The sequence below is a fragment of the Azospira sp. I09 genome, from assembly GCF_009177135.1.
Lineage (GTDB): Bacteria > Pseudomonadota > Gammaproteobacteria > Burkholderiales > Rhodocyclaceae > Azospira > Azospira oryzae.
On sequence record NZ_AP021844.1, the window covers coordinates 1,537,885 to 1,564,641 of the forward strand.

The following is a 26,757-nucleotide window of genomic DNA, read 5'->3' on the forward strand; positions in this document are numbered from 1 at the left end:
CGGGTCGCCTGCCACCGCGGGCGGCCCGTTTTACTTGCATGAGGGAGAAACACTCGTGAGCACGCAGAAAATCAAGGTGTGGGACCTGCCCACCCGCCTCTTCCACTGGCTGCTGGCCGCCCTGGTGCTGGGCGCCGTGGTCACCGGCCAGGTCGGCGGCAACGCCATCTTCGTTCACGGCAAGCTGGGCCTGGCCATCGTCGGCCTGCTGGTGTTCCGTCTGGTGTGGGGCGTAGCCGGTTCCACCTACGCCCGCTTCAGCCAGTTCGTGCCCGGCCCCGGCGCCATCAAGGCCTATCTGCAGGGCCGCTGGCAGGGCCTGGGCCACAATCCCCTGGGCGCCCTCTCCGTCCTGGCCCTGCTGGCCCTGCTGCTGTTCCAGGTGGTATCCGGCCTCTTCGCCAACGACGACATCGCCTTCCGCGGCCCCCTCATGGACCTGGTGGGCAAGGATCTCTCCGACACCCTCTCCGGCCTGCACAAGGGCGCCTTTCCCCTGATCCTGGCCCTGGTGCTGGTGCACGTGGGCGCCATCGTCTTCTACGCCCGGGTGAAGAAGGACAACCTGGTCAAGCCCATGCTCACCGGCTGGAAGGAGCTGCCGGCAGCACAGCCCGCCGTGCCCGCCACCGCCCATGCCCAGGGCGGCGGCCTGGTGGCCTTCATCGTCGCCCTGGCCCTGGCGGCCCTGGCCGTCTGGGGCGCTTCCGGCGTCTGGATCGCACCGCCGCCCCCGCCGCCGGCATCGGCACCGGCCACGCCCAGCTGGTAAGCGTCGAGTCCCCCAAAGAAAAGGCCGCCCACGGGCGGCCTTTTCTTTGCCTGCACGCTCCGGACAGGACGACGCCAGGGTCGCCTGCCGGGCGCAAGGACCTCAGTCCTTCATGCGGAACTTGTCGTGGCAGGACTTGCAGGTCTCGCCGGTCTTGCCGAACTGGGCCTTGATGGCGTTCACGTCGCCGCCGGCAGCCACTTCGGCCAGCTTGTTGGCTTCGGCATTGAAGGCGCGGGCGATCTTGCCCACTTCCTCCTGCTGCTGGAAGAACTCGGGCTTGACCCGGGTCTTCTGGCCGCCGGCGTCCTTGTCGGAGCCGGGCACGTAGAGGGCGCCCATGCCGGAGTTGGCGATGGCGGCGATGGTGCGGGCAGCGGCCAGGACCTGGTCCTTGTTGTAGGCAGCCGGGTTGTCGATGGTCTGCTCCTTGATCTTGCCCATGTTCCAGGACATGTAGGAGTAGCCGGCCTTGCGGTACTTGATGGCGTCTTCAGGCTTGACCTGGGCGGAAGCGCCGGCGGCCACGGCCAGGGCGGAAAGGGCGAGCAGGAGCTTGGGCAGTTTCTTCATGGCATTTCTCTCGTGTTGTGGTTTGAATGGAAAGGCTGACGGTGGCACCGCAAGGCGCGGCGCAACGACGGGCAATTATACGACTCAAGGCAATGGCATATCAGCCGGCGTCAATGTACGGCACCCACCGGACAAGACCGGAGCAACAGCCTGGAAACGGCCGCAGATGCGGCTGCCAGCCGGGCTGGGAGCAAGAAAAAAGGCGGCCGCAGCCGCCCTTTTCCACCGGATTTTTACAACTTTTACACGGCAAAGACGTGCTTGGCGCGCAGGGTCTTGCCCTCGGCCGCCAGCTGGATCAGGCGGTCGATATTGGGATGCTTGCCCGGATGCAGCTTGGCATCCTCGCTGTGCTCGGCATAGATCTCGATGCCCTTCAGCGCGGCCTGGGGCGTGATGGCGCCGTAGGTCTGGGCCAGGTGGTTGTAGACGGCGACGGAACCGGCGCTGCCCGGCTTGTTCTCGATGGTGGCGACGGTATTGCCTTCGGCATCGAGCAGGTTGATGGCGGCCAGGTGGGAAATGCCCGGCAGCTTCTTCAGATTTTCAGCAAAGCTCATGGGGAAACTCTGGTTGTGGTTCTTGGGAGAAAAAAATCAGCGCCGGCGCAGCATGCCGAACAGCACGCCGGTGATGGCGCAGGCCGAGGCGATGCCGAAGGCGATGGCCTTGATGCCCCGCTCGGGCCCGTAGGCGCCGAGCAGCAGGCCGGCCAGCAGCAGGCCCAGCAACAGGCCGGCCAGGCCGCCCTGGCGGGCGCCCCGGACCATGGCCTTCTGCCGGGCTTCAAGACAGTCGGGGCAGAGGTCGCTCCGACGGTCCTCCATGGGCTGATCGCAGCGGGGGCAGCGCATGGGCTTAGATGCGCTTGGCCAGTTCGGCAGCCTTGCCGGTGTAGTCCCAGGGCGTCAGCTTGAGCAGTTCGGCCTTGGCGGCTTCCGGGATTTCCAGGGACTGCACGAAGGTCTGCATGCCTTCGCGGGTGACGCGGGTGCCCCGGGTCAGTTCCTTGAGCTTCTCGTAGGCCTGGGGCACGGCGTAGCGGCGCATCACGGTCTGGATCGGCTCGGCCAGCAGTTCCCAGTTGGCGTTGAGGTCGTCGTGCATGGCCTGGGAATTCACTTCCAGCTTGTTCAGGCCGCGCAGCAGGGAATCGTAGCCGAGCAGGGCGTAGCCGAGGCCGACGCCCATGTTGCGCAGCACGGTGGAGTCGGTCAGGTCGCGCTGCCAGCGGGAAATGGGCAGCTTCTCGGAGAGGTGCTTCAAGACGGCGTTGGCCAGGCCCAGGTTGCCTTCGGAGTTCTCGAAGTCGATGGGATTGACCTTGTGCGGCATGGTGGAGGAACCCACTTCGCCGGCCTTCACCTTCTGCTTGAAGAAGCCCAGGGAGATGTAGCCCCAGACGTCCCGGTCCAGGTCGATGAGGATGGTGTTGGTGCGGGCGAAGGCGTCATACAGTTCGGCCATGGCGTCATGGGGCTCGATCTGGATGGTGTAGGGGTTGAATTCCAGGCCCAGGCTCTCGACGAAGCGCTTGGCGAAGCCTTCCCAGTCGAAGCCGGGGTAGGCGGCCAGGTGGGCGTTGTAGTTGCCGACGGCACCGTTGATCTTGCCCAGCAGGCCGACTTCGGCGATGCGGACGCGGGCCCGGTTGAGGCGATAGACGGCGTTGGCCAGTTCCTTGCCCATGGTGGAAGGCGTGGCGGGCTGGCCGTGGGTGCGGCTCATCATGGGCACCTCGGCCAGTTCATGGGCCAGGTCGCGCAGGCGGCCAATGACCTTGTCCAGGGAGGGCAGCATCACCTCGTCCCGGGCGGCCTTGAGCATGAGGGCGTGGGAGAGGTTGTTGATGTCTTCGGAGGTGCAGGCGAAGTGGATGAATTCGGTGACCTTGGTGACTTCGGCGTTGGCCTTGGTCTTGTCCTTGATCCAGTATTCCAGGGCCTTCACGTCGTGGTTGGTGGTGGCCTCGATGGCCTTCACCTCGGCGGCCTGTTCGGGGCCGAAACCGGCCACCAGGGCATCCAGCTCGGCCACGGTGGCGGCGGAGAAGGCGGGGATTTCGGCGAAATGGGGTTCAGCCGCCAGGGCCTTGAGCCATTCGATTTCCACCTGGAGGCGGCGGCGGATCAGGCCGTACTCAGAGAACTGGGGACGCAGGGCATCCACCTTGCCGGCATAGCGGCCGTCCAGGGGGGAAAGGGCGGTGAGAGCGTGAAGAGACATGGAATGGGTATCCTGTTGAGCCAAGAGCGGAATTTTACCCGCCGGGCAAAGGTCTGGGCAAACCGGAATTGCCGTCCCCGAACCAGCACGGCATGGCGTACGTGACTTGCTTGGCAGGGGACGGTGGTCCGGGGTGTTATACTTTGCCTCCCCATCCGGCCGGGCCTGCCCGGTCGAAAACACGCATACAGACAACGAGAAGCTCATGAAACTGATCGGTTCCTACACCAGCCCCTTCGTGCGCAAGGTACGGGTGGTCCTGGCGGAAAAGAAGATCGAGGCCGAGTTCGAAATCGAGTCGCCGTGGACGCCGGAAAGCCGCGTTCCGGAGCACAACCCCCTGGGCAAGATTCCCGTCCTGCTGCTGGACGACGGCACGCCCCTGTTCGATTCCCGGGTCATCGTCGAATACCTGGACAACGTCACCCCCAACAACAAGCTGATGCCCGCCCCCAACCGGGAACGCATGGAAGTGAAGCGCTGGGAGGCCCTGGCCGACGGCCTGCTGGAAGCGGCGGTGGCCACCTTCCTCGAAGGCAAACGGCCGAAGCAGAAGCAGGATGGAGCCACCATCGCCCGGCAACGGGAAAAGATCCAGCGCACCCTGGACTACATGGCCAAGGAACTGGGCGAAAACCCCTGGTGTATGGGCACCCACTTCTCCCTGGCGGACATCGCCGTGGGCGTCGCCCTGGGCTACCTGGACTTCCGCTTTGCCGACATCGAATGGCGGCCGGCCTATCCGGGCCTGGCCCGCATCCACGAGAAGCTGATGCAGCGCCCCGCCTTCAGCGACACCCTGCCCCACGACTGAACGCCAGGGCTCGGCGGCCAATGCGCCTCCCCGAAAAAGGCTGCCGCGGGCAGCCTTTTTTCTTGCCCCCGGCATTATCCTAGGGCGAAAGGGGACGGTTTTTCGGTAGAGTAAGGACTATCGCCGGGACACCGGGGTCAATGCAGGCAGAGGCAGGAGGCTGGCATGGAATATGGGCACGATCATCCCACCCGCCACATTCTGGTGGTGGACGACGAACTGAGCATCCTCCATGCCGTGGAGCGGGAGCTCAAGGGCCGCCGCCTGGGCCGCTATGCCTTCACCGTGGCTGGTTTCACCGACCCGCGCCAGGCCCTGGTGGCTGCCGAGCGGCAGACCTTCGACGCCGTCATCAGCGACTTCCGCATGCCGGGCATGGACGGCCTGGAATTCCTCAAGGCCCTGGCGGCCATCCAGCCGGACTGTCCCCGCCTGGTCCTGAGCGGCCAGACCGACATGGACAGCCTGGTGCGCATGGTCAATGAAACCCACATCTACCGGTTCATCGCCAAGCCCTGGCCGGCCTACATGCTCCAGGCCGCCCTCGCCCAGGCCATCGACTACGCCGAGACCCTGGCCGAAAACCGGCGCCTGGCCGAAGCGGCGCGCCAACGCCAGCTGTCGGAACTGCTGCCGGAACCGGCGGCGGTGGAACAGCTGCTGATCGTGGACGACGACATGGGCGTGCTCAACAGCCTGGCCCGGGTGCTCACCCACCACAGCAAGTCCGACGGCCTCTTCGCCGCCATCCTGGCCGAACAGCACGGCCAGCCCCGCCGCCGGACCCTGGCGGAGGACCACATCAGCGTCCAGATCACCCCATCCCCCGCCTACGCCCTGCAGATGGCGGAGCGGGTCGCCTTTTCCTGCATCATCGCCGACTACCGCATGCCGGAGATGAACGGGATCGAACTGCTGCAGCGCTTTGCCGCCCGCCAGCCGGACTGCAGCCGCATCCTCATCAGCGGCCAGATCGGCGAGGCCGAACTGGCCCAGGCCATCCAGCAGGCCCACATCTTCGCCTTCGTCGAAAAGCCCTGGAGCGACTTCGAACTGAAGGCCAACATCGCCCTCGCCCTGGCCCAGCATCGTCTGCAGCTGGAAAACCGCTGGCTGGCGGCATTCATGCGGCCGGAGGCGGAGCCGGCGGCTTCCGGAGTCTTCCCAGGATGATTGAAAACGACCTGCCCGAGGCGGGGGGCGCCCCCCTGCACCAGGAAACCGTCCTGGTGGTGGACGACACCAAGGAAAACCTCACCGTCATCGGCGAGCTGCTCAATCCCCACTACAACGTGCGCATCGCCAACAGCGGCCAGCGGGCCCTGAAGGTGGCCAACAGCACCCCGGTGCCGGACCTGATCCTGCTCGACATCATGATGCCGGAGATGGATGGCTACGAAACCCTGGCCGAGCTGCGGGCCAATCCGGCCACCCGGCACATTCCGGTGATCTTCGTCACGGCCCTGGATGCGGACGAGGACGAGGAGCGGGGCCTGGCCCTGGGGGCCGTGGATTACATCGCCAAGCCCATCCGCCCGGCCATCCTGCTGGGACGCATCCGCACCCAGCTGGACCTGAAGCTGGCCCAGGACCAGCTGCGCCGGCAGAACGCCTCCCTGGAGGCGGAGGTGCAGCGCCGGGTGGCGGAAAACCTGGCCATCCAGGAACAGGGGCAGCGCAACGAGGCCCGTCTCAACCGCATGCGGCAGCTGATCCTTTCCTCCGCCAGCGAAGGCATCTTCGGCGTGGACGTGGAGGGGCGCATCAATTTCATCAACCCGGCCGCCACGGCCCTGCTGGGCTACACCGAGGAGGAACTGCTCGGCCAGGACTCCCACCGCATGCTGCACCACTCCCACATCGACGGCAGCCACTACGCCGTCGAAGACTGCCCCATGCACCTGTGCCTGCACTCCGGCATCACCATCCGGGACCGGGAAAGCACCCTCTGGCACCGGGACGGCACGCCCCTGCCCCTGGAGTGCTCCCACACCCCCATCGTCGAGGACGGCAGGATCATCGGCGCCGTCACCACCCTGCGCGACATCCGGGACCGCAAACGCTACCTGGAACAGCTGGAGCGCCACTCCAACTACGACGAACTGACGGACCTACCCAACCGCAACCTGCTCTACGACCGCCTCAACCACAATATCGAGGTGTGCCGCCGCAGCGGCATGAACATCGCCGTCCTCACCCTCAACCTGGACCGTTTCAAGAGCATCAACGACACCCTGGGCCGGGCCGCCGGCGACCAGGTGCTGCGGGAAGTGGCCCAGCGCCTGGGGCGCCAGGTGCGCAAGATGGACACCCTGGCCCGCCTCGAAGGGGACGAGTTCGTGCTGGTGGTGGAGGTGGCCACGGCCGAGCAGTCCAGCGCCTTCGCCCAGCCCATCCTGAAGGCCCTGGCCAATCCCTTCCACGTGGCGGAGCGGGAGTTCTTCCTGTCCGGCAGTATCGGCATCGCCACCTTTCCCAAGGACGGCGACAACGGCGAGGAACTGCTGCGCAACGCGGATGCCGCCATGTACAAGGCCAAGACCAAGGGCGGCAACCGCTTCCAGTTCTACACGGCGGAAATGAACCAGCGCTCCCTGGAGCGCCTGGACCTGGAAAACGGCCTGCGCCGGGCCATCGACCAGGGCGAGCTGGTGGTGTACTACCAGCCCCAGGTGAACCTGCGCAACGGCGCCATCATCGGCGCCGAAGCCCTGGTGCGCTGGCAGGACCCGGAGAAGGGCCTGGTCATGCCCGGCTCCTTCATCGCCCTGGCGGAGGAAACCGGCCTCATCGTGCCCCTCGGTGAATGGGTGCTGCGCACCGCCTGCAGCCAGAACAAGGCCTGGCAGGACGCGGGCCTGCCCAAGATTCCCGTGGCGGTGAATCTGTCCGCCCGCCAGTTCGCCGCCCAGGATGTGGTGGAGCTGGCCGCCCGCATCCTGCACGACACCGGGCTGGCCCCCAACTACCTGGAACTGGAGCTGACGGAGAGCGCCGTCATGGCCGACGCCGAGGCCTTCATCCGCGCCACGGAAAAGCTCAAGGGCCTCTCCATCGCCCTCTCCATCGACGACTTCGGCACCGGCTTCTCCTCCCTCAGCTACCTCAAGCGCTTCGCCATCGACCGGCTGAAAATCGACCAGACCTTCGTCCGCGACATCACCCACGATCCCGACAGCGCCTCCATCGCCCTGGCCATCATTTCCCTGGCCCACAGCCTGAAGCTGCTGGCCATTGCCGAAGGGGTGGAGACGGAGGCCCAGCTCAATTTCCTGCGGGCCCGCAATTGCGACGAAATGCAGGGCTACTTCTTCAGCCCGGCCCTGCCCGCCGACGAATTCGAGGCCATGCTGCGCCAGGGCCGCAAGCTGGAGTTCCAGCCCGAGTCCAAGGTACCCGGGCGCACCCTGCTGCTGGTGGACGACGAACCGGGGATTCTCTCGGCCCTGAAACGCCTCTTCCGCCGCGAAGGCTACGTCATCCTCACCGCCAACAGCGGCAAGGAGGGCCTGGACATCCTGGCCGGCCACGACGTCGGGGTCATCATTTCCGACGCCCGCATGCCGGAGATGGACGGTGCCGAATTCCTGGGCAAGGTGCGGGCCATGTACCCGGACACCATGCGCATCATCCTTTCCGGTTACACCGACCTGAAAGCTGTCACCAGTGCGGTGAACCGGGGCGAACTGTTCAAGTTCCTGACCAAGCCCTGGGACGACGGCGAACTGCTGGAAACCATCCGGGATGCCTTCCGCCAGTACGAAATGCGCAAGCCGCCGCCCGCCGACGGCGCCGCGCCGGAGCACTGAGGCCGGCTGGGAAAGCCGGCCGTGCCTGTGCTACCCTTTTGACATGTCCCGCCGCCCCAGCGTGCGGCCACTCCCTCATTCAGGAATGCAGATCGTGGACCAAAACAACATCCGCCACATCCTCGTTGTGGACGACGAGCCCAACATTGTCAGCGCCGTGCAGCGGGAGCTGGCCTCGCCGCCCCACGGCCGCTACCGCTACCAGGTGACCGGCTGCACCGACCCGCTGCAGGCCCTGGCCAAGGCCCGGGAACAGAGTTTCGACGCGGTCATCAGCGACTACCGCATGCCCGACATGGACGGCCTGGAGTTTCTCAAGGAACTGACCCTGTTGCAGCCCGAATGCGCCCGCCTGGTGCTGAGCGGCCAGACCGACATGGCCACCCTGATCCGCATGGTCAACGAGACCCACATCTACCGCTTCATTCCCAAGCCCTGGCACGACTACTACCTGAAGAGCTCCCTGGCCCAGGCCATCGGCTATCACCAGACCCTGCGCCAGCACCGGGAACTGGCGGCTGTGGTGCGGCAGCGGCAGATCAGCGTGCCGCCCCTGCCCGAAGGCAACATGGAGCAGATCCTGATCGTGGACCACGACCCGGGCGTGCTCAGCTCCCTCTCCCGGGTGCTCACCCACCACTCCGAGGTGGACGACCTCTACCTGGCGATCCGTGCCGAAGTGGCCCACGCCACCACGCCGGTGCTGCAGGAAGGCAAGATCAGCGTGCAGGTCACGCCCTCGGCCCGCTACGCCCTGGAGCTGGTGAAGAACAACACCTTCTCCTGCATCATCGCCGACCGCAAGATGCCGGAAATGGACGGGGTGGAGTTGCTGCAGCGCTTTGCCGACCTGCAGCCCGACTGCTTCCGCATCCTCATCAGCAACGAAATCTGCGAAGGCGACCTGATCCAGGCCATCGGCGGCGCCAACATCTTCGCCTTCATCCAGAAGCCCTGGAGCGATTTCGAACTGAAGAACAGCATCGCCCAGGCCCTGGCCCAGCGCCGCATGCTCCTGGAAAACCGGCAGCTGGCCGAAATCGTGCAGCAGGCCGGCGCCGTGTAGCACCGGGGCTGGCCCCGCGCCGGCCCGGCCACAGCCGGTTTTACCCGCCCTCTAGCGGATGACGCCGCCGCCCAGGCAGACCCGGGACTCGTACAGCACCACCGACTGCCCCGGGGTCACGGCCCATTGGGGTTCGGCGAAATCGATCAGGCAGGATTCCCCATCCACCCGCTCCACCTCGCAGGGCGCATCCTCCTGCCGGTAGCGGGTCTTGGCGCAATAGACCCAGTGGGGCCGCGGCGCCCGGCCCGAGACCCAGGACAGGTCATGGGCTTCCAGGCGGCCCGAGAGCAGGGCCGGATGGTCGTGGCCCTGGACCACGTAGAGCACGTTGGCCGCCACGTCCTTCTTCGCCACAAACCAGGCATCGTGCTCGCCGTTGGTCTTCTGGCCGCCGGCCAGACCGCCGATGTGCAGGCCCTTGCGCTGGCCGATGGTGTGGTAGGTCATGCCGTCGTGTTCCCCCAGCACCTTGCCGCTGTCCAGATCCCGGATCTCGCCCTTCTGCGGCGGCAGGTAGCGCATCAGGAAATCCTTGAAGGGCCGCTCGCCGATGAAGCAGATGCCGGTGGAGTCTTTCTTCGCCGCCACGTGCAGCCCTTCCTCCAGGGCCAGCTTGCGCACGTCCCGCTTGTACCAGTCGGCCAGGGGGAAGAGGGTCTTGGACAGCTGGGCCTGGTTGAGGCGGTGCAGGAAATAGCTCTGGTCCTTGGTGCCGTCCTCGGCTTTGAGCAGTTGGTACTCGACGCCGACGCCGGCCGGATGGGGCACTTCCCGCACCCCGGCATAGTGGCCGGTGGCGATCTTGTCGGCTCCCAGCTGCATGGCGTGGTCGAGGAAGGCCTTGAACTTGATTTCCGAGTTGCACAGGATGTCCGGATTGGGGGTGCGGCCGGCCTGGTATTCCTTGAGGAACTCGGCGAAGACCCGCTCCTTGTACTCCTTGGCGAAATTCACCACCTCCACGTCGATGCCGATGGTGTCGGCCACGCTCATGACGTCGATGAGGTCCTGGCGGGAGGAGCAGTATTCCTCGTTGTCGTCGTCCTCCCAGTTCTTCATGAAGAGGCCCACCACCTTCCAGCCCTGGCGCTTCAGCAGCAGGGCTGCGACGGAGGAATCCACCCCGCCGGAAAGACCGACCACGACCGTACCTTTTTCCTGTGCTGCGCTCATTGCTTCACCTGTCTTTCCATCTGTTCCTGGACCGCCTCGGCGACCCGGTGCCGCACTTCCGGGTCCCGGCCGTCCAGCCAATCCTCGAAGGGGATGACGGCCGGCGTCTCCCCGTAGTCAAAAAACCAGCTATCCACCGCAAATTTCTCCCCGTTGCCGTCCTCGATGGCGGCGGTCCAGTGATCGAAGATCAGGCCGCGGCGCCGCATCTGGCGGGGCAGCAGGGTGTGGTAGCGCAGCCAGCCGCGGCCGGCCAGCAACTCGATGAAATGGGTGGTGTTGGTGGAGTGGTCGATGCAGTCCATGCGCCCCTCCACCGCGTCGTCCTCGGAATTGCCGCCCTTGTCGCGCCAGATGGGCGTCTGGGTGCCGGCGATGCGGTACAGGCGGGCCACCGCCTCGGCCAGGAAGCGGCGCTCGGACTCGGCGTCCCGGGCCTTGAGCATGTCCCGCCCGATGGCGTCCAGCTGGGCCCGACTCACCTCCACTTCCGTCTGCACCGTGCAGCCGTAGTTGTAGCAGAGTCCCACCGGCTCCGCGGCGGCCCCCAGAGGCAGCCCCAGAGCCAGCAGTGCAGCGACGAGGACTCTCATGAATAGTGGGTGATGAGGTCCAGGGGATGGCGCTTGCCGGCCACGTAGTCCTCGATGCAGCGCAGGATCAGGGGGCTGCGGTGGCGTTCCGCCGTGGCCCGCACTTCCTCCAGGGTCAGCCAGCGGGCGCCGATGATGCCCGTATCCAGGGCCCGGCCTTCCTCGAAACCTTCGATCTCGCCGGTGAAGGCGAAGCGCAGGTAGGTGATGTCGCCGGCCGGCCGCGGCCACTGGTAGATGCCGACCAGGGCGGTGGGACGGAAACGGTAGGCGGTTTCCTCCAGGCACTCCCGGGCACAGGCATGCACCAGGGACTCGCCCTCGTCCAGATGGCCGGCAGGCTGGTTGAAGCGCAGACCGTCGTCGGTCTCTTCTTCCACCAGGAGAAAACGGCCGTCCCGCTCGACGACGGCGGCCACGGTGACATTGGGTTTCCAGACGGGTGCCATGGGAATTCCGGATTGCGCAAAGGCCGCATTTTACCCCCAGGCCCAAGGCCGGGGCCAGCCGTCATGCCGCGCCGCACCAATGCAGGCGGTGCGGATTTGGGCTAGAATTTCGGACTTTATCGAACACGCAGCGAACGGAGATTCAACATGTCTATGTCGGACCGCGACGGTTTCATTTGGCAAGACGGCAAACTGGTGCCCTGGCGCGAAGCCACCACCCATGCCCTCACCCACTCCCTGCACTACGGCATGGCCGTGTTCGAGGGCGTCCGGGCCTACCAGACCGACAAGGGCACCGCCATCTTCCGTCTGCAGGACCACACCCAGCGCCTGGCCCGTTCCGCCCACATCTTCCAGATGGCCCTGCCCTACAGCCAGGAAGAGCTGAACGAAGCCCAGAAGGAAGTGATCCGCGCCAACAACCTGGAATCCGGCTACATCCGCCCCCTGGCCTTCTACGGCTCCGAGAAGATGGGCGTTTCCCCCAAGGGCGCCAAGGTGCACGTCATCATCGCCGCCTGGCCCTGGGGCGCCTACCTGGGCGAGGAAGGCATGCAGCGCGGCATCCGCATCAAGACCTCCTCCTTCACCCGCCACCACGTGAATATCACCATGGTGCGGGCCAAGGCCTCCGGCAACTACATGAACTCCATCCTGGCCAACAACGAAGCCCTCACCGACGGCTACGACGAAGCCATGCTGCTGGACCCGGAAGGCTACGTCTGTGAAGGCGCCGGCGAGAACATCTTCATCGTCAAGAACGGCAAGCTGTACACCCCGGACCTGACCTCCTGCCTGGAAGGCATCACCCGCGCCACGGTGATCCAGCTGGCCGGCGAAATGGGCATCGAGGTGGTGGAAAAGCGCATCACCCGCGACGAAGTCTATTGCGCCGACGAAGCCTTCTTCACCGGCACCGCCGCCGAAGTGACCCCCATCCGCGAACTGGACAACCGCCAGATCGGCGTCGGCCACCGCGGCCCCGTCACCAAGGCCCTGCAGGAAAAGTACTTCGACGTGGTCAATGGCCGTTCCGCCGCCCACGCCGACTGGCTGGCCTTCGTTTAATCCTTTCGCCCGTTCCGAGACCGACCATGGCCGACAATCTGACCGTCGAAGTCACCGCCGACGACCTGCCCCTGCACTGCCCCACCCCCAAGGCTCCCCTGTGGAGCCAGCATCCCCGGGTGTTCCTGGACGTGCTGAAGACCGGCGAAGTGACCTGTCCCTACTGCAGCACCCGCTACGTCTTCAAGGGCGAAGCGCCCAAGGGTCACCACTGACCCCGTGCCGTTTCATGGAGGAGAGGCGATGACCTTGCGTCGCGGGCTCATCGTCGCCCCCTCCTGGATCGGCGACGCCGTCCTCGCCCAGCCCCTGTTCCAGCGCCTGCAGGAACGCCACCCGGGGCTGGTGCTCGATGCCCTGGCGCCCCGCTGGGTGGCGCCGGTGCTCTCCCGCATGGACGAGATCGGGGAAGTCCTGGACAACCCCTTCGCCCACGGCGAACTCAATCTCAAGGCCCGCTGGGCCCTCGGCCGCCAGCTGGCGGCCCGGGACTACGACGCCGCCTGGGTCCTGCCCAATTCCCTGAAATCCGCCCTGGTCACCGCCTTCGCCGGCATTCCGCTGCGTGTCGGCTTCACCGGCGAGGCCCGCTACGGCCTGCTCAACTGCCGCCACACCCTGGACAAAAGCGCCACGCCCCTGATGGTGGAACGCTTCGCCCAGCTGGCGGAAGCCCCCGGCCGGCAGCCGCCCCGGCCCATTGCCCCGCCCCGCCTGCACTCCCGGGAGGCAGACCAGATGCGGACCCTGGCAGCCCTGGGCCTGGAACGCCCGTCCCGCCTGCTTGTCTGCTGCCCCGGTGCCGAGTACGGCCCCGCCAAACGCTGGCCCGAGGCCCACTACGCCAGCCTGGCCCGGGCCGCCGCCGCCCAGGGCTGGACCGTCTGGCTGCTGGGCTCCCACAAGGATGGGCCGGTGGGCGAAAGCATCGCCCAGGCCGCCGAGGGCTGCGCCCGCAACCTGTGCGGCGCCACCAGCCTGGACCAGGCCATCGACCTGCTGGCCCTGGCAGACCACGTGGTCTGCAACGATTCCGGCCTGATGCACGTGGCCGCCGCCCTGGGGCGCAGCCTCACCGCCCTCTACGGTTCCTCCTCCCCCGGCTTCACGCCACCCCTCAGCGAGCGGGCCACGGTGCTGCAGCTGGGCCTGGAATGCAGCCCCTGTTTCAAACGGGAGTGCCCCCTGGGGCACTTCAAATGCCTGCAGGACCTGGAACCTCTCCGGGTCCTGGACACCCTCCCCCGCTGACCGCCGGAGTCTCCCATGCCGACACCGCCCTTCCCCCGCCCTGAAGATGCCGAAAACGCCTTCTACGAGGCCCTGGAGAAGGGCGATCTGGAGGCCATGATGGCCATCTGGGCCGACGACGAGGACGTCGTCTGCATCCATCCCGACGGCCAGCGCCTGTGCGGCCACGCCCAGATCCGCCACGGCTGGCAGAGCCTCTTCGCCAGCGCTCCCCGGCTCACCGTGCGCATCGGCGAGCGGGTCGCCTGGCTCGGCGGCATGCTGGCGGTGCACAGCCTGCAGGAAACCTTTTTCGCCGAAGGGGACCCGGAACCCCGGGGCCCGGTGCTGGTGACCAACGTCTTCATCCGCGGCAGCGACGGCTGGCGCCTGCTCTCCCACCACGCCTCCCCCGGCGCCGAAGAGGGCAACGGCGACAGCGACGGGGACGCCCAGCCCCGGGTCCTGCACTGATGGCCCATCCGCCGGCCTACACCCCGCCGGGGTGGCTGCCCGGCGGCCACCTGCAGACCATCTACCCCCTGCTGATCCGGCCGGCGCCCCCGGCCTACGTGCGGGAGCGCTGGGAAACGCCGGATGGCGATTTCATCGACCTGGACTGGCTGGACCCGGACCGGGAGGCCCCGCCCCTGGCCCATCCGCCCTGCCGGCGGCCCCTGCTGGTGCTGTTCCACGGCCTGGAGGGCAGTTCCCGCAGCCACTACGCCACCGCCCTCATGGCCGCCGCCGCCGAGGCCGGCTGGGGCGGTGTGGTGCCCCACTTCCGCGGCTGCTCCGGCGAACTGAACCGTCTGCCCCGGGCCTACCATTCCGGCGACTCCGCCGAAATCGACTGGATCCTGCACCGCCTCCGGCAGCGCTTCCCCGAACGGCCCCTGTTCGCCGCCGGCGTTTCCCTCGGCGGCAACGCCCTGCTTAAGTGGCTGGGGGAACAGGAATTCCAGGCCACCCGGGTGGTGGAGGCCGCCGCCGCGGTGTGCCCGCCCCTGGACCTGACCGTCTGCGGCGACGCCCTGGGCCGGGGCTTCAACCGGGTCTACAGCGCCCATTTCCTCGGCACCCTGAAACGGGGGGCGGAGGCCCGCCTGCGGCGCTTCCCCGACCTCTTCGACCCGCGCCCCATGCGCCGGGCCCGCAGCCTGCGGGCCTTCGACGATGCGGTGACGGCGCCCCTGCACGGCTTCGCCGGGGTGGACGACTACTGGCGACGGGCTTCCAGCAAGCCCCTGCTGCAGGGCATCCGGGTGCCCGCCCTGGTGCTCAATCCGCGCAACGACCCCTTCCTGCCGGCCCATGCCCTGCCCACCCCTACTCAGGTATCATTGCAGGTCCGGCTGGAGCAACCGGCCCACGGCGGTCACGTGGGCTTCGTCCGGGGCGGCCCGCCGGGCCGCCTGGACTGGCTGCCCCGGCGCCTGCTGCACTTTTTCCGGCAACACTGCTGACGCCGCCACCAGGCGCTGCCACCCGAACATTCGCCCGAACATAAAAACACGAGTCCGATTCATGAACGCCTCCGTCCAGATTCCCGCCCTGCCCCCCGAAATCTTCAAGGCCTACGACATCCGCGGCATCGTCGGCAAAAGCCTCACCGCCGACGTGGTGCGCGCCATCGGCCACGGCCTCGGCAGCCTGGCCCGGGAGCGGCAGCAGACGGCCATCGCCATCGGCCGCGACGGCCGCCTCTCCGGCCCGGAGCTGGCCGGCGCCCTGGCCGACGGCATCCGCGCCGCCGGGGTGGACGTGATCGACATCGGCTGCGTGCCCACCCCGGTCACCTATTTTGCTGCCCACCACCTGGGCTGCCACTCCTGCGTCTCCGTCACCGGCAGCCACAATCCGCCGGACTACAACGGCCTGAAAATGGTCATCGGCGGCGAGACCCTGGCCGGCGAGGCGATCCAGGCCCTGAAGCGCCGCATCGAATCCGGCGACCTGGCCCGGGGCGAAGGCAAGCTGACCCAGGCCGACGTCAAGGCCGCCTACGTGGAACGCATCCTGGCCGACGTCAAGCTGGCCCGCCCCATGAAGATCGTCATGGATTGCGGCAACGGCGTCGCCGGCGCCGTGGCGCCCGAACTGTTCAAGAAACTCGGCTGCGACATCGTGCCCCTCTTCTGCGAGGTGGACGGCAACTTCCCCAATCACCACCCGGACCCCTCCAAGCCGGAGAATCTGGCCGACGTCATCCGCGCCCTGAAGGAGACCGACGCCGAGATCGGCATCGCCTTCGACGGCGACGGCGACCGTCTGGGGGTGGTGACCAAGGACGGCGAAGTGATCTTCCCCGACCGCCAGCTGATGCTCTTCGCCGCCGACGTGCTGTCCCGCGTCCCCGGCGGCGAGATTGTTTACGACGTCAAATGCACCCGCCTGCTGGCCCCCTGGATCCGCGAACACGGCGGCAAGCCGGTGATGTGGCAGACCGGCCACGCCCTGATCAAGAAAAAGCTGAAGGAATCCGGCGCCCCCCTGGCCGGCGAAATGAGCGGCCACGTCTTCTTCAAGGAACGCTGGTTCGGCTTCGACGACGGCCTCTACACCGGCGCCCGCCTGCTGGAAATCCTGGCCCGGGCCGCCGACGCCAACCCGGTGCTGAAGAGCCTGCCCAACGCCACTTCCACCCCGGAGCTGAACATCAAGATGGCCGAAGGCGAACCCTTCGCCCTGCTGGACAAGCTCAAGGCCGGCGCCAAGTTCGAGGCCGCCCGGGAGATCATCACCATCGACGGTCTGCGTGTGGAGTACGCCGACGGCTTCGGCCTGGCCCGCCCCTCCAACACCACGCCGGTGGTGGTGCTGCGCTTCGAGGCCGACAACGCCGAGGCCCTGGCCCGCATCCAGGCCGACTTCCGCCGCGAACTGGCCGCCGCCTGGCCCGGCCTGGCCCTGCCCTTCTGACCCGACCGCCATGATGCTGCCCCTGGACGCCGACATCTTCCTGGCCCGCCAGCCCATCCTGGACCGGGAGCAGAAGCTCGTCGCCTACGAACTGCTGTTCCGCAGCAGCGGCGTGGACCGGGCCGCCGTGGCCGACGGCCGCCTGGCCACGGCCCGGGTGGTGGCCAATGCCTTCGGCGAAATGTCCCTGGGGGACGTGCTGGGGCCCTACAAGGCCTACATCAACGCCACCCCGGACTTTGTCCTCGGCCCCGAGGTGGAAATCCTGCCCGGCGCCAGCGTGGTCCTGGAACTGCCCGCCGACACGCCGGCGGACGAGGCCCTGCTGGCCCGCTGCCGCGAGCTGAAGCAGCAGGGCTTCACCTTCGCCCTGGGCGGCGTCGCCGAGTTCGCGGAAATCAACCTGCCCCTGCTGCCGGAAGCGGAAATCCTCAAGGTGGACCACCTGCTGCTGGACAACCACCAGCTGTTCCTCCTGGCCTGCAAGCTGCGCCCCCTGCAGAAGAAGCTGCTGGCGGAAAAGATCGAAAACCAGAGCCAGATGGAGCATTGCTTCGACCTGGGCTTCGAATATTTCCAGGGCTACTACTTCGCCCGCCCCACCCTCATCTCCGGCAAGAAGCTGACCCATTCGGCCATGACGGTGATGCGCCTGCTCGACCTGATCCTCAAGGACGCGGACACCGCCGCCCTGGAGCGTTCCTTCAAGGGCGAGCCGGGCCTCACCCTGAACCTGCTGCGCCTCACCAACTCCTGCGCCAGCGGCCTGGCGGTGCGCATCGCCTCGGTGCGCCACGCCATCACCATCCTCGGCCGCAACCAGCTGCAACGCTGGCTGCAACTGCTGCTCTACGCCGATCCGGAAGGCGGCGAGGTGGGCCCCCTGCTGCAGCTGGCCGCCACCCGGGGCCGCTTCCTGGAACTGGTGACCCAGAAGTTCCTGCCCCGGCAGAAAGACCTGCCGGACCGGGCCTTCATGGTCGGCATCCTCTCCCTGCTGCCCGCCGTCATCGGCCAGCCCATCGCCGACATCATCACGCCCCTGCCCCTGCCGCCGGACGTGAAGCAGGCCCTGATCGAATACAAGGGCGACCTGGGCCGCCTGCTGGCCCTGGCCGAGCAGCTGGAGAAGGCCGACGGCGATGCCACCTTCAACGGCCTCATCGCCGAGATGCCCGGCCTGCGGGGCGCCCTCCTCACCGAATGCCTGGCCCAGGCCATGGCCTGGGCCAACATGCTGGCCCGCGACAGCTGACCGCCATGGCCCCCGACACCACCCACACCACGCCCATCTACCTGGGCCGCCAGCCGATCCTGGATGCCCGGCAGAGCCTCTACGGCTACGAGCTGCTGTTCCGCTCCGGGCCGGCGCCCAACCGGGCCATCGTTGCCAACCACATGGTGGCCACCGCCACGGTCATCACCCACGCCTTCACCGAACTGGGCCTGGCCGACGCATTGGGGGAACAGAAAGCCTTCATCAATGTGGACGGCGACTTCCTCCTCAGCGAGGCGGTGGAGCTGCTGCCGAAGGACAAGGTGGTGCTGGAAATTCTGGAGACGGTGGAGGTGACGCCGGAACTCCTCAAGCGCTGCCGGGAGCTGAAGGCCAAGGGCTTCACCCTGGCCCTGGACGACATCGTCGCCGTCACCCCGGCCATGGAGCCCCTGCTGGACCTGATGGACATCGCCAAGGTGTGCATCTCCGCCGTGTCCGAGGAGGCCCTGCCCGGCCTGGTGCAGGCCCTGGCCCGGCGTCCCCTGGAACTGCTGGCGGAGCAGGTGGAAAGCCGGGAACAGATGGAACACTGCCGCAACCTCGGCTTCCATCTCTTCCAGGGCTACTACTTCGCCCACCCCACCATCCTCTCCGGGCGCAAGCTGGGCCAGTCCCGCCTCTCCCTGCTGAAGCTGCTGTCCCAGGTCCTGGACGATTCGGACACGCCCCAGCTGGAGCAGACCTTCAAGCACGAGCCCGGGCTCTCCATCAACCTGCTGCGCATGGCCAATTCCGCGGCCGTCGGCGCCCGCACCCGCATCACCTCCCTGCGCCACGCCATCACCCTGCTGGGCCGGCGCCAGCTGCAGCGCTGGCTGCAACTGCTGCTTTATACCGACCCGGCCGGCAACACCGGCTTCCCGCCCCTGCTGCAACTGGCGGCGACCCGGGCCCGGCTGCTGGAACTGCTGGCGGAAAGCCACATGGCGGCAGACCGGGATTTCGCCGACCGGGCCTTCATGACCGGCATCCTTTCCCTCACCCCGGCCCTCTTCGCCACGCCCATAGACGAAATCCTCAGCCAGATTTCCACCCTGGCCACGGACGTGAAGCAGGCCCTGCTTCGCCACCAGGGCTCCCTGGGGCTGCTGCTGCGCCTCATCGAGGCCCTGGAAAGCGAGGACCTGAGCCAGGTTCCGGCCCTGGTGGCGCAGCTGCCGGGGCTCTCGCCGGAGCGGGTCAACCTGGCCCAGGCCCAGGCGCTGGCCTGGACCCGGGCCATCGGCCAGGAACAGCAAAACTGATTTGCGCCGGCCTGCCGGGCCAATGCCGCCTCCCTGCTGGGCTGGCGGCAAAATAAAGAAAGCTGATGGTGCACTGCAAATTGCACCCCTTGCCGGCTTCATATAAAACGTTGGAAAACCAGGCTCAAAGGTCGCCTCGCGGCGGCCTCCGTCCATCCGGAATCCCCGCTGCACACTGACCATCCGCCGCCCCCGGCGGACGAGGAGGAGGCAAGCAATGTTCCAGATTCGCCAAGCTGCCGGCGCCGATCACGACGCCATCCATGCCCTGCTGTCCCTGGCCCACCCGGACGAACCCAGCCACTGCCGCCAGGTGGAAGACGTGGTGTACGTCGCCGACTCGGACGTGGGCCTGGTCGGCGCCGGAGGCCTCGCCCCCTGCGGCGACGTGGCCCTGCTCCATTCCCTCATCGTCCGTCCCGGCTTTCGCAAGCAGCGCATCGCCCGCCAGCTCTACCAGCACGTCCTGGACCACGCCTACGGCATGGGCATCCGGGAGCTGTACACCCTGACCGCCTCCAGCCGCACCTATTTCGAGACCCTGGGCTTCACCCCGGCCCACCGCGACACGGCCCCCGAGTCCCTGCGCCAGGCCCTGCTGCGGGACGATCCGGACCCGGACCAGACCGCCCTCATGCGCCGCTCCCTGGCCCACGCCCGCAGCGTGCCCAGCACCCCCCACAGCTACCACGGCGTGGATCCCACCAGCCAGGCCGGCGACTTCTTCGATTCGGGTTTCTACTGCGCCGAAAGCGTGCTGCTGGCCCTGGCCCGGCACATGGGCCTGGACTCCCCCCTCATTCCCGGCATTGCCACCGGCTTCTGCAGCGGCCTCTCCCGCACCTGGGGCACCTGCGGCGCCTACTCGGGCGGCGTGCTGGCCCTCAATCTGGCCCTGGGCCGCAGCGACCCGCGGGAACCGGTGACCGCCAACTACGACGCCATCCAGCGCTTCACCGACGAATTCCGCGCCACCTGCGGCGGCGGCCATTGCAGCGAACTCCTCGGCTGCGACCTGCAGACCCAGGAAGGACGCCAGGTGTACCGGGAAAACCACCTGCACGCCCAGTGCCGGGAATACGTGGTCATCGCCACCCGTCTGGCCCGGGAAATCCTGGACCAGCAGAACGGCGACGAACGCCTGCCCAATCTCTGAGACGGGGGCTTGCTCCCCGGGCCGTGCGCCCCAAGCGGCGACGCAGGAATCCCTTCAGCCGGCGCTGCGCCGGCGCAGCCAGTCAGTCGGCCACCGCCAGACCGGTGCCGTAATCCCAGGGTTTCAGCTTTTCCGGCGCGATCAGGCGGACTTCCGCCAGTTCCTCGTTGAGGCAGATTTCCCCTTGGGCCGGCACGTGGAAGGCCATGATCACCTCGTTCTTGCGGGCAAAGGGATAAGTGCCGATAAGCTGGGCACCCACCGCCACCAGCCCCAGCTCCTCCCCCACCTCCCGGCAGGCGGCCTCGGCCGGCGCCTCGTCCCGCTCCAGGAAGCCCGTCACCAGGCCGAACTGGCCTTCGGCCCAGGCCGCGTTGCGGGCCAGGATGACGCTGCCCTGCCACTCCACCAGGGCCGCCACCACCGGTACCGGATTGCCCCAGAAGACGTGGCCGCAGCTCGCGTCGTCGCAGACCTGGCGCGGCGCGCCGCCGATCTCGCGCCAGCTCAGGGTGCCGGCGCAGCAGGGACAGAAACGGTAGGGGGAAGACAGCTCCGACATCAGCGGGCCTTGGGGTTGAGGGAGCCCCGGTTGTAGTCCTTGTCGCCGGGCATCAGCATCTTGCTGCCCGGCACCCAGCCACCCTGGGCCTCAATGGGGCGAACCTGGTTTTCCGGGTACTGCTCGGCCCGCTTCCTGGCCTCGGCGGCCTTGGCCCCGTCCACGAATTCCCACTTGCCCGTGGGGTAGAGACGCACCTTGTCGCCGGCGGCGGTGGTGGCCTCCACCGGCGTGCGGTCCAGGTTGTCGGCGGCCAGGGCCGGGGCCAGGGAAGACAGGGCCAGGAGGGAAGAGAGCAGCAGGATGCGCATGATGTCGGCAAGCGGAAAAGGGAAAACCGCAGGATAGCACTGCTGGCGCCGCCGGCCCACGGCCGGGACCGGTGGCCGGCCTGCCGCAGGGGTACCCCGGAAGGCAGGAACGGTGCGCCTCTCCGGCCAGGCCGGCCCGGGAAGCTTGTGTAGCTTTTGCTACAGAGGTGCCGCCGGCAACGGCCTAAGCTCCGCCCCACTACATCCCGTAGTCACCGCCAAGGAGCCGACCATGCAAGCCCTGCGTTTTTTCATCGACACCCACGACCAGCAGCACGGCACTTTCCCCGCCGGCCTCAGCGCCGCCGACTTCGAGGGCTTCTACGCCCAGTACGAAGCCGCCTGCTACGCCGAAGGCGTCATCCCCCTGCGCACCCACCTCAGCTACGCCGACGGCCGCGCCTTCTGCCTCAACATGGCGCCCGACGCGGAAGCGGTGCGGCGGGCCCACGAACGGGTGGGCCTGCCCTTCGACAGCATCTGCGAAGTGTCCACCGCCACCCCGACCGACACCTTCTTCCGCCGCCCCGCCCGGGCCTGACCCCAGGGCGCCCCCGGGGCCAGGGGGCGCCCGCCACCCAAGGGAGAACATCATGGACAGCGATCTGTTTGACTTACTGGCGATCGGTCTGGTGACCGTCATCGGCCTCTTCACCCTGCTGGCCCTGATGGTGCGGCAGGACCTGGGCCCCCGCGCCGGCCTCACCCGGGAGGGGCGCTGGCTGCTCACCGGCGCCCTGGGCACCGGGCTGCTGGCCTTCAGCCTGAAAATGGCGGTGGCGGCGGTGCTGGTCCAGGCCCCCGGCGGCACGGTGGCTCCCCTCATCGCCGCCGCCTACCGCCCGCCCCCGGCGGAAGAGGAGGCAGCCGTCCTGCCGGTCGCCCTGCCGGCGGTGCCCCAGGCGGCCCCGGCCTACGTCTGGGAAGCCCTGCCGCTGCAGGCGCCGGAGCCGGCCGACAACCCGGGCAACGCCGCCAAGATCGCCCTGGGCGAACGCCTCTTCCACGAAACCCGCCTCTCGGGCCGGGGCACCCAGTCCTGCAGTTCCTGCCACGACCTCTACGCCAAGGCCGGCGGCGACCGGCGCCCCACCGCCCTGGGGGAAGCGGGGCAGAGCGGCCCGCGCAACACGCCGACGGTATGGAACGCGGCCTTCCAGTCGGTGCTGTTCTGGGACGGCCGCGCCCCTTCCCTGGAGGAGCAGGCCAAGGGCCCCATCCTCAACCCCGTGGAAATGAACCTGGACAGCCCCGGCGAGGCGGAACGGCGCCTCGCGGCCGACCCCGGCTACCGCCGGGATTTCGCCCGGGCCTTTGGCGACGGCGAGGTCACCTTCAACCGCATTGCCCAGGCCCTGGCCGCCTTCGAGCGCACCCTGATCACCCCGGACAGCGCCTATGACCGCTTCGTCCGCGGCGACGCCACCGCCCTCAGCCAGGCCCAGCTGCGGGGCATGGCCCTGTTCGAGTCCGTCGGCTGCGTCCTCTGCCACAAGGGGCCGGCCTTCAGCGACGCCAGCCTGCTCGGCGGCCAGGCCCCGCGCCGCCATTTCCCGGCCAACCCCACGGCCTACGAGGACCAGTACCCCCTGCTGCTGGAAGACGGCCGCCGGGGCGTCTGGCGCGTGCCCTCCCTGCGCAACGTGGCCCTCACCGGCCCCTGGCTGCACAACGGCTCGGTGGACCGGCTGGAGGAAGTGGTGCGCATCATGGCCAGCGCCCAGCTGGGGCGTTCCGGCCGCCTGACAGCCTGGCGCGGCCAGGACCGGGCCCTGCACCGCATCGAGCGCTCGCCCCTGAGCCCGCGGGAGGTAGCGGACATCGTCGCCTTCCTCAACGCCCTCAGCAGCGACAGCCTGCTGGCCCGGCAGCGGGCCGCCGCCGGCAAGCATGCCGACGCCATGCCGGCGGGCTAGAATGGCCCCATGCCGCCCCCCGGGAGACCGCCCCGTGCAGGACTTCGACACCCTTCCCCTCTTTCGCCAGCTCAGCCCGGACAGCCTGCAACTGCTGCGCCAGGGCGTGGTCACCGCCGAGTGCCAGCCGGGCTCGCCGGTCCTCTACAAGGGCCAGGCCATCTCCGGCGCCTATTTCGTCCTACGGGGGCGGCTGCGGGTCTATTCCCTGGCCCCCAACGGCAACGAGGCCACCCTCTATTGCATCGACCCGGGAGAGACCTGCGTCTTCGCCCTCAACAGCCTCTTCAACGACCTGCGCTACCCGGCCTGGGTCCAGGCCGAACAGCCCACCACCGTGGCCCTGGTGCCCGGCCCCCTGTACCGCACCCTGTTCGCCCGGGAAGACGCCATCCGGGACCTGACGGTGCACACCCTGGCCACCCTGGTGTTCCGCCTGATGCAGGAACTGGAGCAGGTGCATGCCTACAAGCTCAACCAGCGCCTGGCCAATCTCCTGTTGCTGCAGGCCTCGGCCGCCGGAGAGCTGCGCCAGACCCAGCAGCAGCTGGCCGACCACCTGGGCACCACCCGGGAGGTGGTGGCCCGCCTGCTGGGGGAACTGGCGGCCGACGGCCTGGTGGCGACCGGCCGGGGCCTGATCCGCATCCGCGACGCCCAGCGCCTGGCCGCCCTCATCGCCAGCCCCTGAGCCAAGACGCGCAACGGCCATAAAAAAAGCCCTCCCGCAGGGGGAGGGCTTTTTGCCGAGGGAAAGCGGCAGCTTAGAGCTTGCCTGCCACCCAGGCAGCCACGGAATCCAGGGCTGCCGGCAGATTTTCCGGCTGGGTGCCGCCGGCCTGGGCCATGTCGGGACGGCCGCCGCCCTTGCCGCCCACCTGCTGGGCCACCTGATTGACCAGCTCGCCGGCCTTGACCTTGGCGGTGAGGTCGGCGGTGACGCCGGCGATCAGGGTGACCTTGCCTTCGGCGCTGGAGGCCAGGACGATGGCGGCGGACTTGAGCTTGTCCTTCAGCTTGTCCATGGTCTCCCGCAGGGCGGTGACGTCGGCCCCTTCCAGGGTGGCGGCGAGGACCTTGGCGCCCTTCACTTCCACGGCCTGGTTCACCAGGTCGTCGCCCTGGCTGGAAGCCAGCTTGGACTTCAGCTTGGCCAGTTCCTTTTCCAGGGCCTTCACGGCCTCCTGGGTCTGGGCGATCTTGGCGGGCAGTTCGGCCACCGGGGCCTTGAAGGCGGCGGCGGCCTGGGCCAGCACGGCCTGCTGCTGCTGCACCAGGGCCAGGGCGTTGTCGCCGGTGACGGCCTCGACGCGGCGCACGCCGGCAGCGACGCCGGATTCGGCGACGATTTTGAAGAGGCCGATGTCGCCGGTGCGGGTCACGTGGGTGCCGCCGCACAGTTCCTTGGAGGAGCCGATGGAAAGCACCCGCACCTCGTCGCCGTACTTCTCGCCGAAGAGCATCATGGCGCCGCTCTTCTGGGCGTCGTCGATGCCCATGACCTGGGCTTCGGTGGCTGCGTTGGCCAGCACTTCCGCATTGACGATGGCTTCCACCTTGCGGATTTCCTCGTCGCTCATGGGCGCGTTGTGGGCGAAGTCGAAGCGGGTCTTGTCCGGGTCCACCTGGGAGCCCTTCTGCTGCACATGGCCGCCCAGCACTTCGCGCAGGGCCTTGTGCATCAGGTGGGTGGCGGAGTGGTTGCGCACGGTGCGGCTACGGGCCTGGATGTCCACCTTGGCGGTGACGTTGTTGCCCACCGTCAGGGTGCCGGTCTTGACCACGCCGTGGTGGCCGAAGACGGTGGCCTGGATCTTCTGGGTGTCTTCCACCGCGAAGATGCCGTGCACGCTCTGCAGCGCGCCCCGGTCGCCCACCTGGCCGCCGGATTCGGCGTAGAAGGGGGTGTTGTCTAGCACCACCACGCCCATGTCGCCTTCGTGCAGTTCATTGACCGCGACGCCGTCCTTGTACAGGGCCAGCACGTTGCCCTTGAACTCCAGGGTGTCGTAGCCGTGGAAGGTGGTGGCGGGGCCGTCGTATTCCAGGTTGGCGGCCATCTTGAACTTGCCGGCGGCGCGGGCCTGTTCCTTCTGGCGGGCCATGGCGGCGTCGAAAGCCGGAGCATCCACGGTGAAGTTGCGCTCGCGGCAGATGTCGGCGGTGAGGTCCAGGGGGAAGCCGTAGGTGTCGTGCAGCTTGAAGGCGGTCTCGCCGTTGAAGACGGTGGTACCGGCTTCCACCATACCAGCCAGTTCGGCTTCGAGGATGGCCATGCCGTGTTCGATGGTGGCGAAGAAGCGTTCCTCTTCCTGCTTCAGCACGTCCATGACGCGCTTCTCGCCGGAGGCCAGCTCGGGATAGGCGGCGCCCATCTCGGCCACCAGGTCCGGCACCATCTTGTGGAAGAAGGCGGCGCGGGCGCCCAGCTTGTAGCCGTGGCGGATGGCGCGGCGGATAATGCGGCGCAGGACGTAGCCCCGGCCTTCATTGCCCGGGATGACGCCGTCGGCGATGAGGAAGGAACAGGCGCGGATATGGTCGGCCAGCACCTTGAGGGACGGGCTGTCCATGTCGGCGCCGGAGGTTTCCCGGGCGGCGGCGGCGATCAGGCGCTGGAACAGGTCGATCTCGTAGTTGGCGTGCACGCCCTGCAGCACGGCGGCGATGCGCTCCAGGCCCATGCCGGTGTCCACGCTGGGCTTGGGCAGCGGGTGCATGACCCCGGCTTCGTCCCGGTTGAACTGCATGAACACGTTGTTCCAGATTTCGATGAAGCGGTCGCCGTCTTCCTCGGGGGATCCGGGAGGGCCGCCCCAGATGTGCTCGCCGTGGTCGTAGAAAATCTCGGTGCAGGGGCCGCAGGGACCGGTGTCGCCCATCATCCAGAAGTTGTCGGAAGCGTAGCGGGAACCCTTGTTGTCGCCGATGCGGATGACCCGTTCCACGGGCACGCCGATTTCCTTGGTCCAGATGTCGTAGGCCTCGTCGTCTTCCGCATAGACGGTGACGGTGAGCTTGTCCTTGGGCAGCTTGAAGACGACGGTGAGCAGCTCCCAGGCGTAGCTGATGGCGTCGCGCTTGAAGTAGTCGCCGAAGCTGAAGTTGCCCAGCATCTCGAAGAAGGTGTGGTGGCGGGCGGTATAGCCCACGTTCTCCAGGTCGTTGTGCTTGCCGCCGGCGCGCACGCACTTCTGGGAAGTGGTGGCCCGGGTGTAGGGACGCTTGTCGAAACCGAGGAAGACGTCCTTGAACTGGTTCATGCCGGCGTTGGTGAACAGCAGGGTGGGGTCTTCGTGGGGCACCAGGGAGCTGGAAGAGACAATCTGGTGGCCCTTGGAGGCGAAGAAGTCGAGAAACTTCTGGCGGATTTCGGCGCTTTTCATCGTCGTTGCATCCTTGGCCCCGGCCAATGGCGGGGGCGGCTGAATTGGAAAAACGCGCATTTTATCATTGAACCGGGCCGGGACCGGCTTGCCGCAGTACCCGCGATCGGCAGGAGCATGGCGGCCATGGAGAAAGCGCCGAGGCCCGCGCCAGGCGGGCCCCGGGCCGGCCAGGATGCCCGCGGGACGGGGCTCCTGGCCGGGT

27 protein-coding genes are annotated in these 26,757 nt (G+C 67.7%); 17 read left to right on the plus strand and 10 right to left on the minus strand.

Annotated features, from left to right (window positions below):
• Positions 1 to 55 precede the first annotated feature (55 nt).
• A complete protein-coding gene (locus AZSP09_RS07115; protein WP_014238337.1) occupies positions 56 to 772 on the plus strand; it encodes a cytochrome b/b6 domain-containing protein in 717 nt (238 codons plus the stop codon).
• Between the two features lie 102 nt (positions 773 to 874).
• On the opposite strand, the gene AZSP09_RS07120 is transcribed toward AZSP09_RS07115, so the two are convergent.
• The 4 genes from AZSP09_RS07120 to purB all read right to left on the minus strand — a co-directional run bounded on the left by AZSP09_RS07120 (position 875) and on the right by purB (position 3,571).
• Positions 875 to 1,345 (minus strand): c-type cytochrome, encoded by a 471-nt coding sequence (locus tag AZSP09_RS07120; protein WP_014238338.1) that lies wholly within the window; start codon positions 1,343 to 1,345, stop codon positions 875 to 877.
• A gap of 242 nt (positions 1,346 to 1,587) precedes the next feature.
• Positions 1,588 to 1,905, minus strand: a complete 318-nt coding sequence (locus tag AZSP09_RS07125) for a DUF2322 family protein (RefSeq protein WP_014238339.1) — start codon at positions 1,903 to 1,905, stop codon at positions 1,588 to 1,590.
• Positions 1,906 to 1,941: 36 nt separating this feature from the next.
• Positions 1,942 to 2,172: a hypothetical protein gene (locus AZSP09_RS07130; protein WP_152089589.1), complete on the minus strand. Its 231-nt coding sequence runs from the start codon at positions 2,170 to 2,172 to the stop codon at positions 1,942 to 1,944.
• Between the two features lie 31 nt (positions 2,173 to 2,203).
• Positions 2,204 to 3,571: an adenylosuccinate lyase gene (purB, locus tag AZSP09_RS07135; RefSeq protein WP_014238341.1), complete on the minus strand. Its 1,368-nt coding sequence runs from the start codon at positions 3,569 to 3,571 to the stop codon at positions 2,204 to 2,206.
• Positions 3,572 to 3,776: 205 nt separating this feature from the next.
• On the opposite strand from purB, the gene AZSP09_RS07140 reads away from it, so the two are divergent.
• The 4 genes from AZSP09_RS07140 to AZSP09_RS07155 all read left to right on the plus strand — a co-directional run bounded on the left by AZSP09_RS07140 (position 3,777) and on the right by AZSP09_RS07155 (position 9,260).
• Complete coding sequence (locus AZSP09_RS07140; protein ID WP_014238342.1) at positions 3,777 to 4,385, plus strand: glutathione S-transferase; 609 nt, start codon at positions 3,777 to 3,779, stop codon at positions 4,383 to 4,385.
• Between the two features lie 165 nt (positions 4,386 to 4,550).
• Entirely contained in the window at positions 4,551 to 5,558 is a 1,008-nt protein-coding gene (locus AZSP09_RS07145) for a response regulator (RefSeq protein WP_014238343.1), read from the plus strand.
• Entirely contained in the window at positions 5,555 to 8,194 is a 2,640-nt protein-coding gene (locus AZSP09_RS07150; RefSeq protein ID WP_014238344.1) for an EAL domain-containing protein, read from the plus strand. Before AZSP09_RS07145 ends, AZSP09_RS07150 begins: the two co-directional genes overlap by 4 nt.
• Positions 8,195 to 8,279: 85 nt before the next feature.
• Positions 8,280 to 9,260 carry a response regulator gene (locus tag AZSP09_RS07155; protein ID WP_152089590.1) on the plus strand — a complete coding sequence of 327 codons (981 nt, stop codon included), beginning with the start codon at positions 8,280 to 8,282 and terminating at the stop codon, positions 9,258 to 9,260.
• A gap of 51 nt (positions 9,261 to 9,311) precedes the next feature.
• Here the strand turns inward: AZSP09_RS07155 and mnmA are convergent, their stop codons facing one another.
• From mnmA to AZSP09_RS07170, 3 genes are read right to left on the minus strand one after another with little or no spacing between them, the layout of a single operon-like run.
• Complete coding sequence (gene mnmA / locus AZSP09_RS07160; RefSeq protein ID WP_014238346.1) at positions 9,312 to 10,436, minus strand: tRNA 2-thiouridine(34) synthase MnmA; 1,125 nt, start codon at positions 10,434 to 10,436, stop codon at positions 9,312 to 9,314.
• On the minus strand, positions 10,433 to 11,029 hold the full coding sequence (locus tag AZSP09_RS07165; RefSeq protein WP_152089591.1) for a hypothetical protein: 597 nt from the start codon (positions 11,027 to 11,029) through the stop codon (positions 10,433 to 10,435). Before AZSP09_RS07165 ends, mnmA begins: the two co-directional genes overlap by 4 nt.
• Positions 11,026 to 11,478, minus strand: coding sequence for an NUDIX hydrolase (locus tag AZSP09_RS07170; protein WP_014238348.1), 453 nt, complete (start codon positions 11,476 to 11,478; stop codon positions 11,026 to 11,028). The genes AZSP09_RS07165 and AZSP09_RS07170 overlap by 4 nt, the downstream gene beginning before the upstream one ends.
• Positions 11,479 to 11,625: 147 nt before the next feature.
• Between AZSP09_RS07170 and AZSP09_RS07175 the strand changes: the two genes are divergently transcribed.
• From AZSP09_RS07175 to AZSP09_RS07215, 9 genes are all read left to right on the plus strand, one after another.
• Positions 11,626 to 12,546, plus strand: coding sequence for a branched-chain amino acid transaminase (locus AZSP09_RS07175; protein WP_014238349.1), 921 nt, complete (start codon positions 11,626 to 11,628; stop codon positions 12,544 to 12,546).
• Between the two features lie 26 nt (positions 12,547 to 12,572).
• Entirely contained in the window at positions 12,573 to 12,761 is a 189-nt protein-coding gene (locus tag AZSP09_RS07180; protein WP_014238350.1) for a zinc-finger domain-containing protein, read from the plus strand.
• 28 nt (positions 12,762 to 12,789) lie between these two features.
• The gene (gene waaF / locus AZSP09_RS07185) at positions 12,790 to 13,797 is read left to right on the plus strand and encodes a lipopolysaccharide heptosyltransferase II (protein ID WP_152089592.1); all 1,008 of its coding nucleotides are present in this window, start codon (positions 12,790 to 12,792) and stop codon (positions 13,795 to 13,797) included.
• 15 nt (positions 13,798 to 13,812) lie between these two features.
• Complete coding sequence (locus AZSP09_RS07190) at positions 13,813 to 14,250, plus strand: YybH family protein (protein ID WP_014238352.1); 438 nt, start codon at positions 13,813 to 13,815, stop codon at positions 14,248 to 14,250.
• The gene (locus AZSP09_RS07195) at positions 14,250 to 15,242 is read left to right on the plus strand and encodes a hydrolase (protein WP_014238353.1); all 993 of its coding nucleotides are present in this window, start codon (positions 14,250 to 14,252) and stop codon (positions 15,240 to 15,242) included. The genes AZSP09_RS07190 and AZSP09_RS07195 overlap by 1 nt, the downstream gene beginning before the upstream one ends.
• A 61-nt stretch (positions 15,243 to 15,303) precedes the next feature.
• Positions 15,304 to 16,698: a phosphomannomutase/phosphoglucomutase gene (locus tag AZSP09_RS07200; protein WP_152089593.1), complete on the plus strand. Its 1,395-nt coding sequence runs from the start codon at positions 15,304 to 15,306 to the stop codon at positions 16,696 to 16,698.
• A 10-nt stretch (positions 16,699 to 16,708) separates the two neighbouring features.
• A complete protein-coding gene (locus tag AZSP09_RS07205) occupies positions 16,709 to 17,953 on the plus strand; it encodes an EAL and HDOD domain-containing protein (protein WP_152089594.1) in 1,245 nt (414 codons plus the stop codon).
• 5 nt (positions 17,954 to 17,958) lie between these two features.
• A complete protein-coding gene (locus AZSP09_RS07210; RefSeq protein ID WP_014238356.1) occupies positions 17,959 to 19,221 on the plus strand; it encodes an EAL and HDOD domain-containing protein in 1,263 nt (420 codons plus the stop codon).
• 217 nt (positions 19,222 to 19,438) lie between these two features.
• The gene (locus AZSP09_RS07215) at positions 19,439 to 20,377 is read left to right on the plus strand and encodes a C-GCAxxG-C-C family (seleno)protein (protein WP_014238357.1); all 939 of its coding nucleotides are present in this window, start codon (positions 19,439 to 19,441) and stop codon (positions 20,375 to 20,377) included.
• An 82-nt stretch (positions 20,378 to 20,459) separates the two neighbouring features.
• Here AZSP09_RS07215 and AZSP09_RS07220 read toward each other — a convergent pair whose 3' ends face one another.
• Positions 20,460 to 20,939, minus strand: coding sequence for an NUDIX domain-containing protein (locus AZSP09_RS07220; protein WP_152089595.1), 480 nt, complete (start codon positions 20,937 to 20,939; stop codon positions 20,460 to 20,462).
• Positions 20,939 to 21,250 carry a hypothetical protein gene (locus AZSP09_RS07225; protein ID WP_014238359.1) on the minus strand — a complete coding sequence of 104 codons (312 nt, stop codon included), beginning with the start codon at positions 21,248 to 21,250 and terminating at the stop codon, positions 20,939 to 20,941. The genes AZSP09_RS07220 and AZSP09_RS07225 overlap by 1 nt, the downstream gene beginning before the upstream one ends.
• A 232-nt stretch (positions 21,251 to 21,482) precedes the next feature.
• Between AZSP09_RS07225 and AZSP09_RS07230 the strand changes: the two genes are divergently transcribed.
• The 3 genes from AZSP09_RS07230 to AZSP09_RS07240 are packed head-to-tail and all read left to right on the plus strand — an operon-like array spanning position 21,483 to position 23,857.
• A complete protein-coding gene (locus AZSP09_RS07230) occupies positions 21,483 to 21,791 on the plus strand; it encodes a DUF4242 domain-containing protein (RefSeq protein ID WP_152089596.1) in 309 nt (102 codons plus the stop codon).
• A gap of 52 nt (positions 21,792 to 21,843) precedes the next feature.
• Positions 21,844 to 23,166 (plus strand): cytochrome-c peroxidase, encoded by a 1,323-nt coding sequence (locus AZSP09_RS07235; protein ID WP_152089597.1) that lies wholly within the window; start codon positions 21,844 to 21,846, stop codon positions 23,164 to 23,166.
• A 34-nt stretch (positions 23,167 to 23,200) separates the two neighbouring features.
• A complete protein-coding gene (locus AZSP09_RS07240; RefSeq protein WP_014238362.1) occupies positions 23,201 to 23,857 on the plus strand; it encodes a Crp/Fnr family transcriptional regulator in 657 nt (218 codons plus the stop codon).
• Positions 23,858 to 23,930: 73 nt separating this feature from the next.
• Here the strand turns inward: AZSP09_RS07240 and alaS are convergent, their stop codons facing one another.
• The gene (alaS, locus tag AZSP09_RS07245) at positions 23,931 to 26,552 is read right to left on the minus strand and encodes an alanine--tRNA ligase (RefSeq protein ID WP_152089598.1); all 2,622 of its coding nucleotides are present in this window, start codon (positions 26,550 to 26,552) and stop codon (positions 23,931 to 23,933) included.
• Positions 26,553 to 26,757 lie beyond the last annotated feature (205 nt).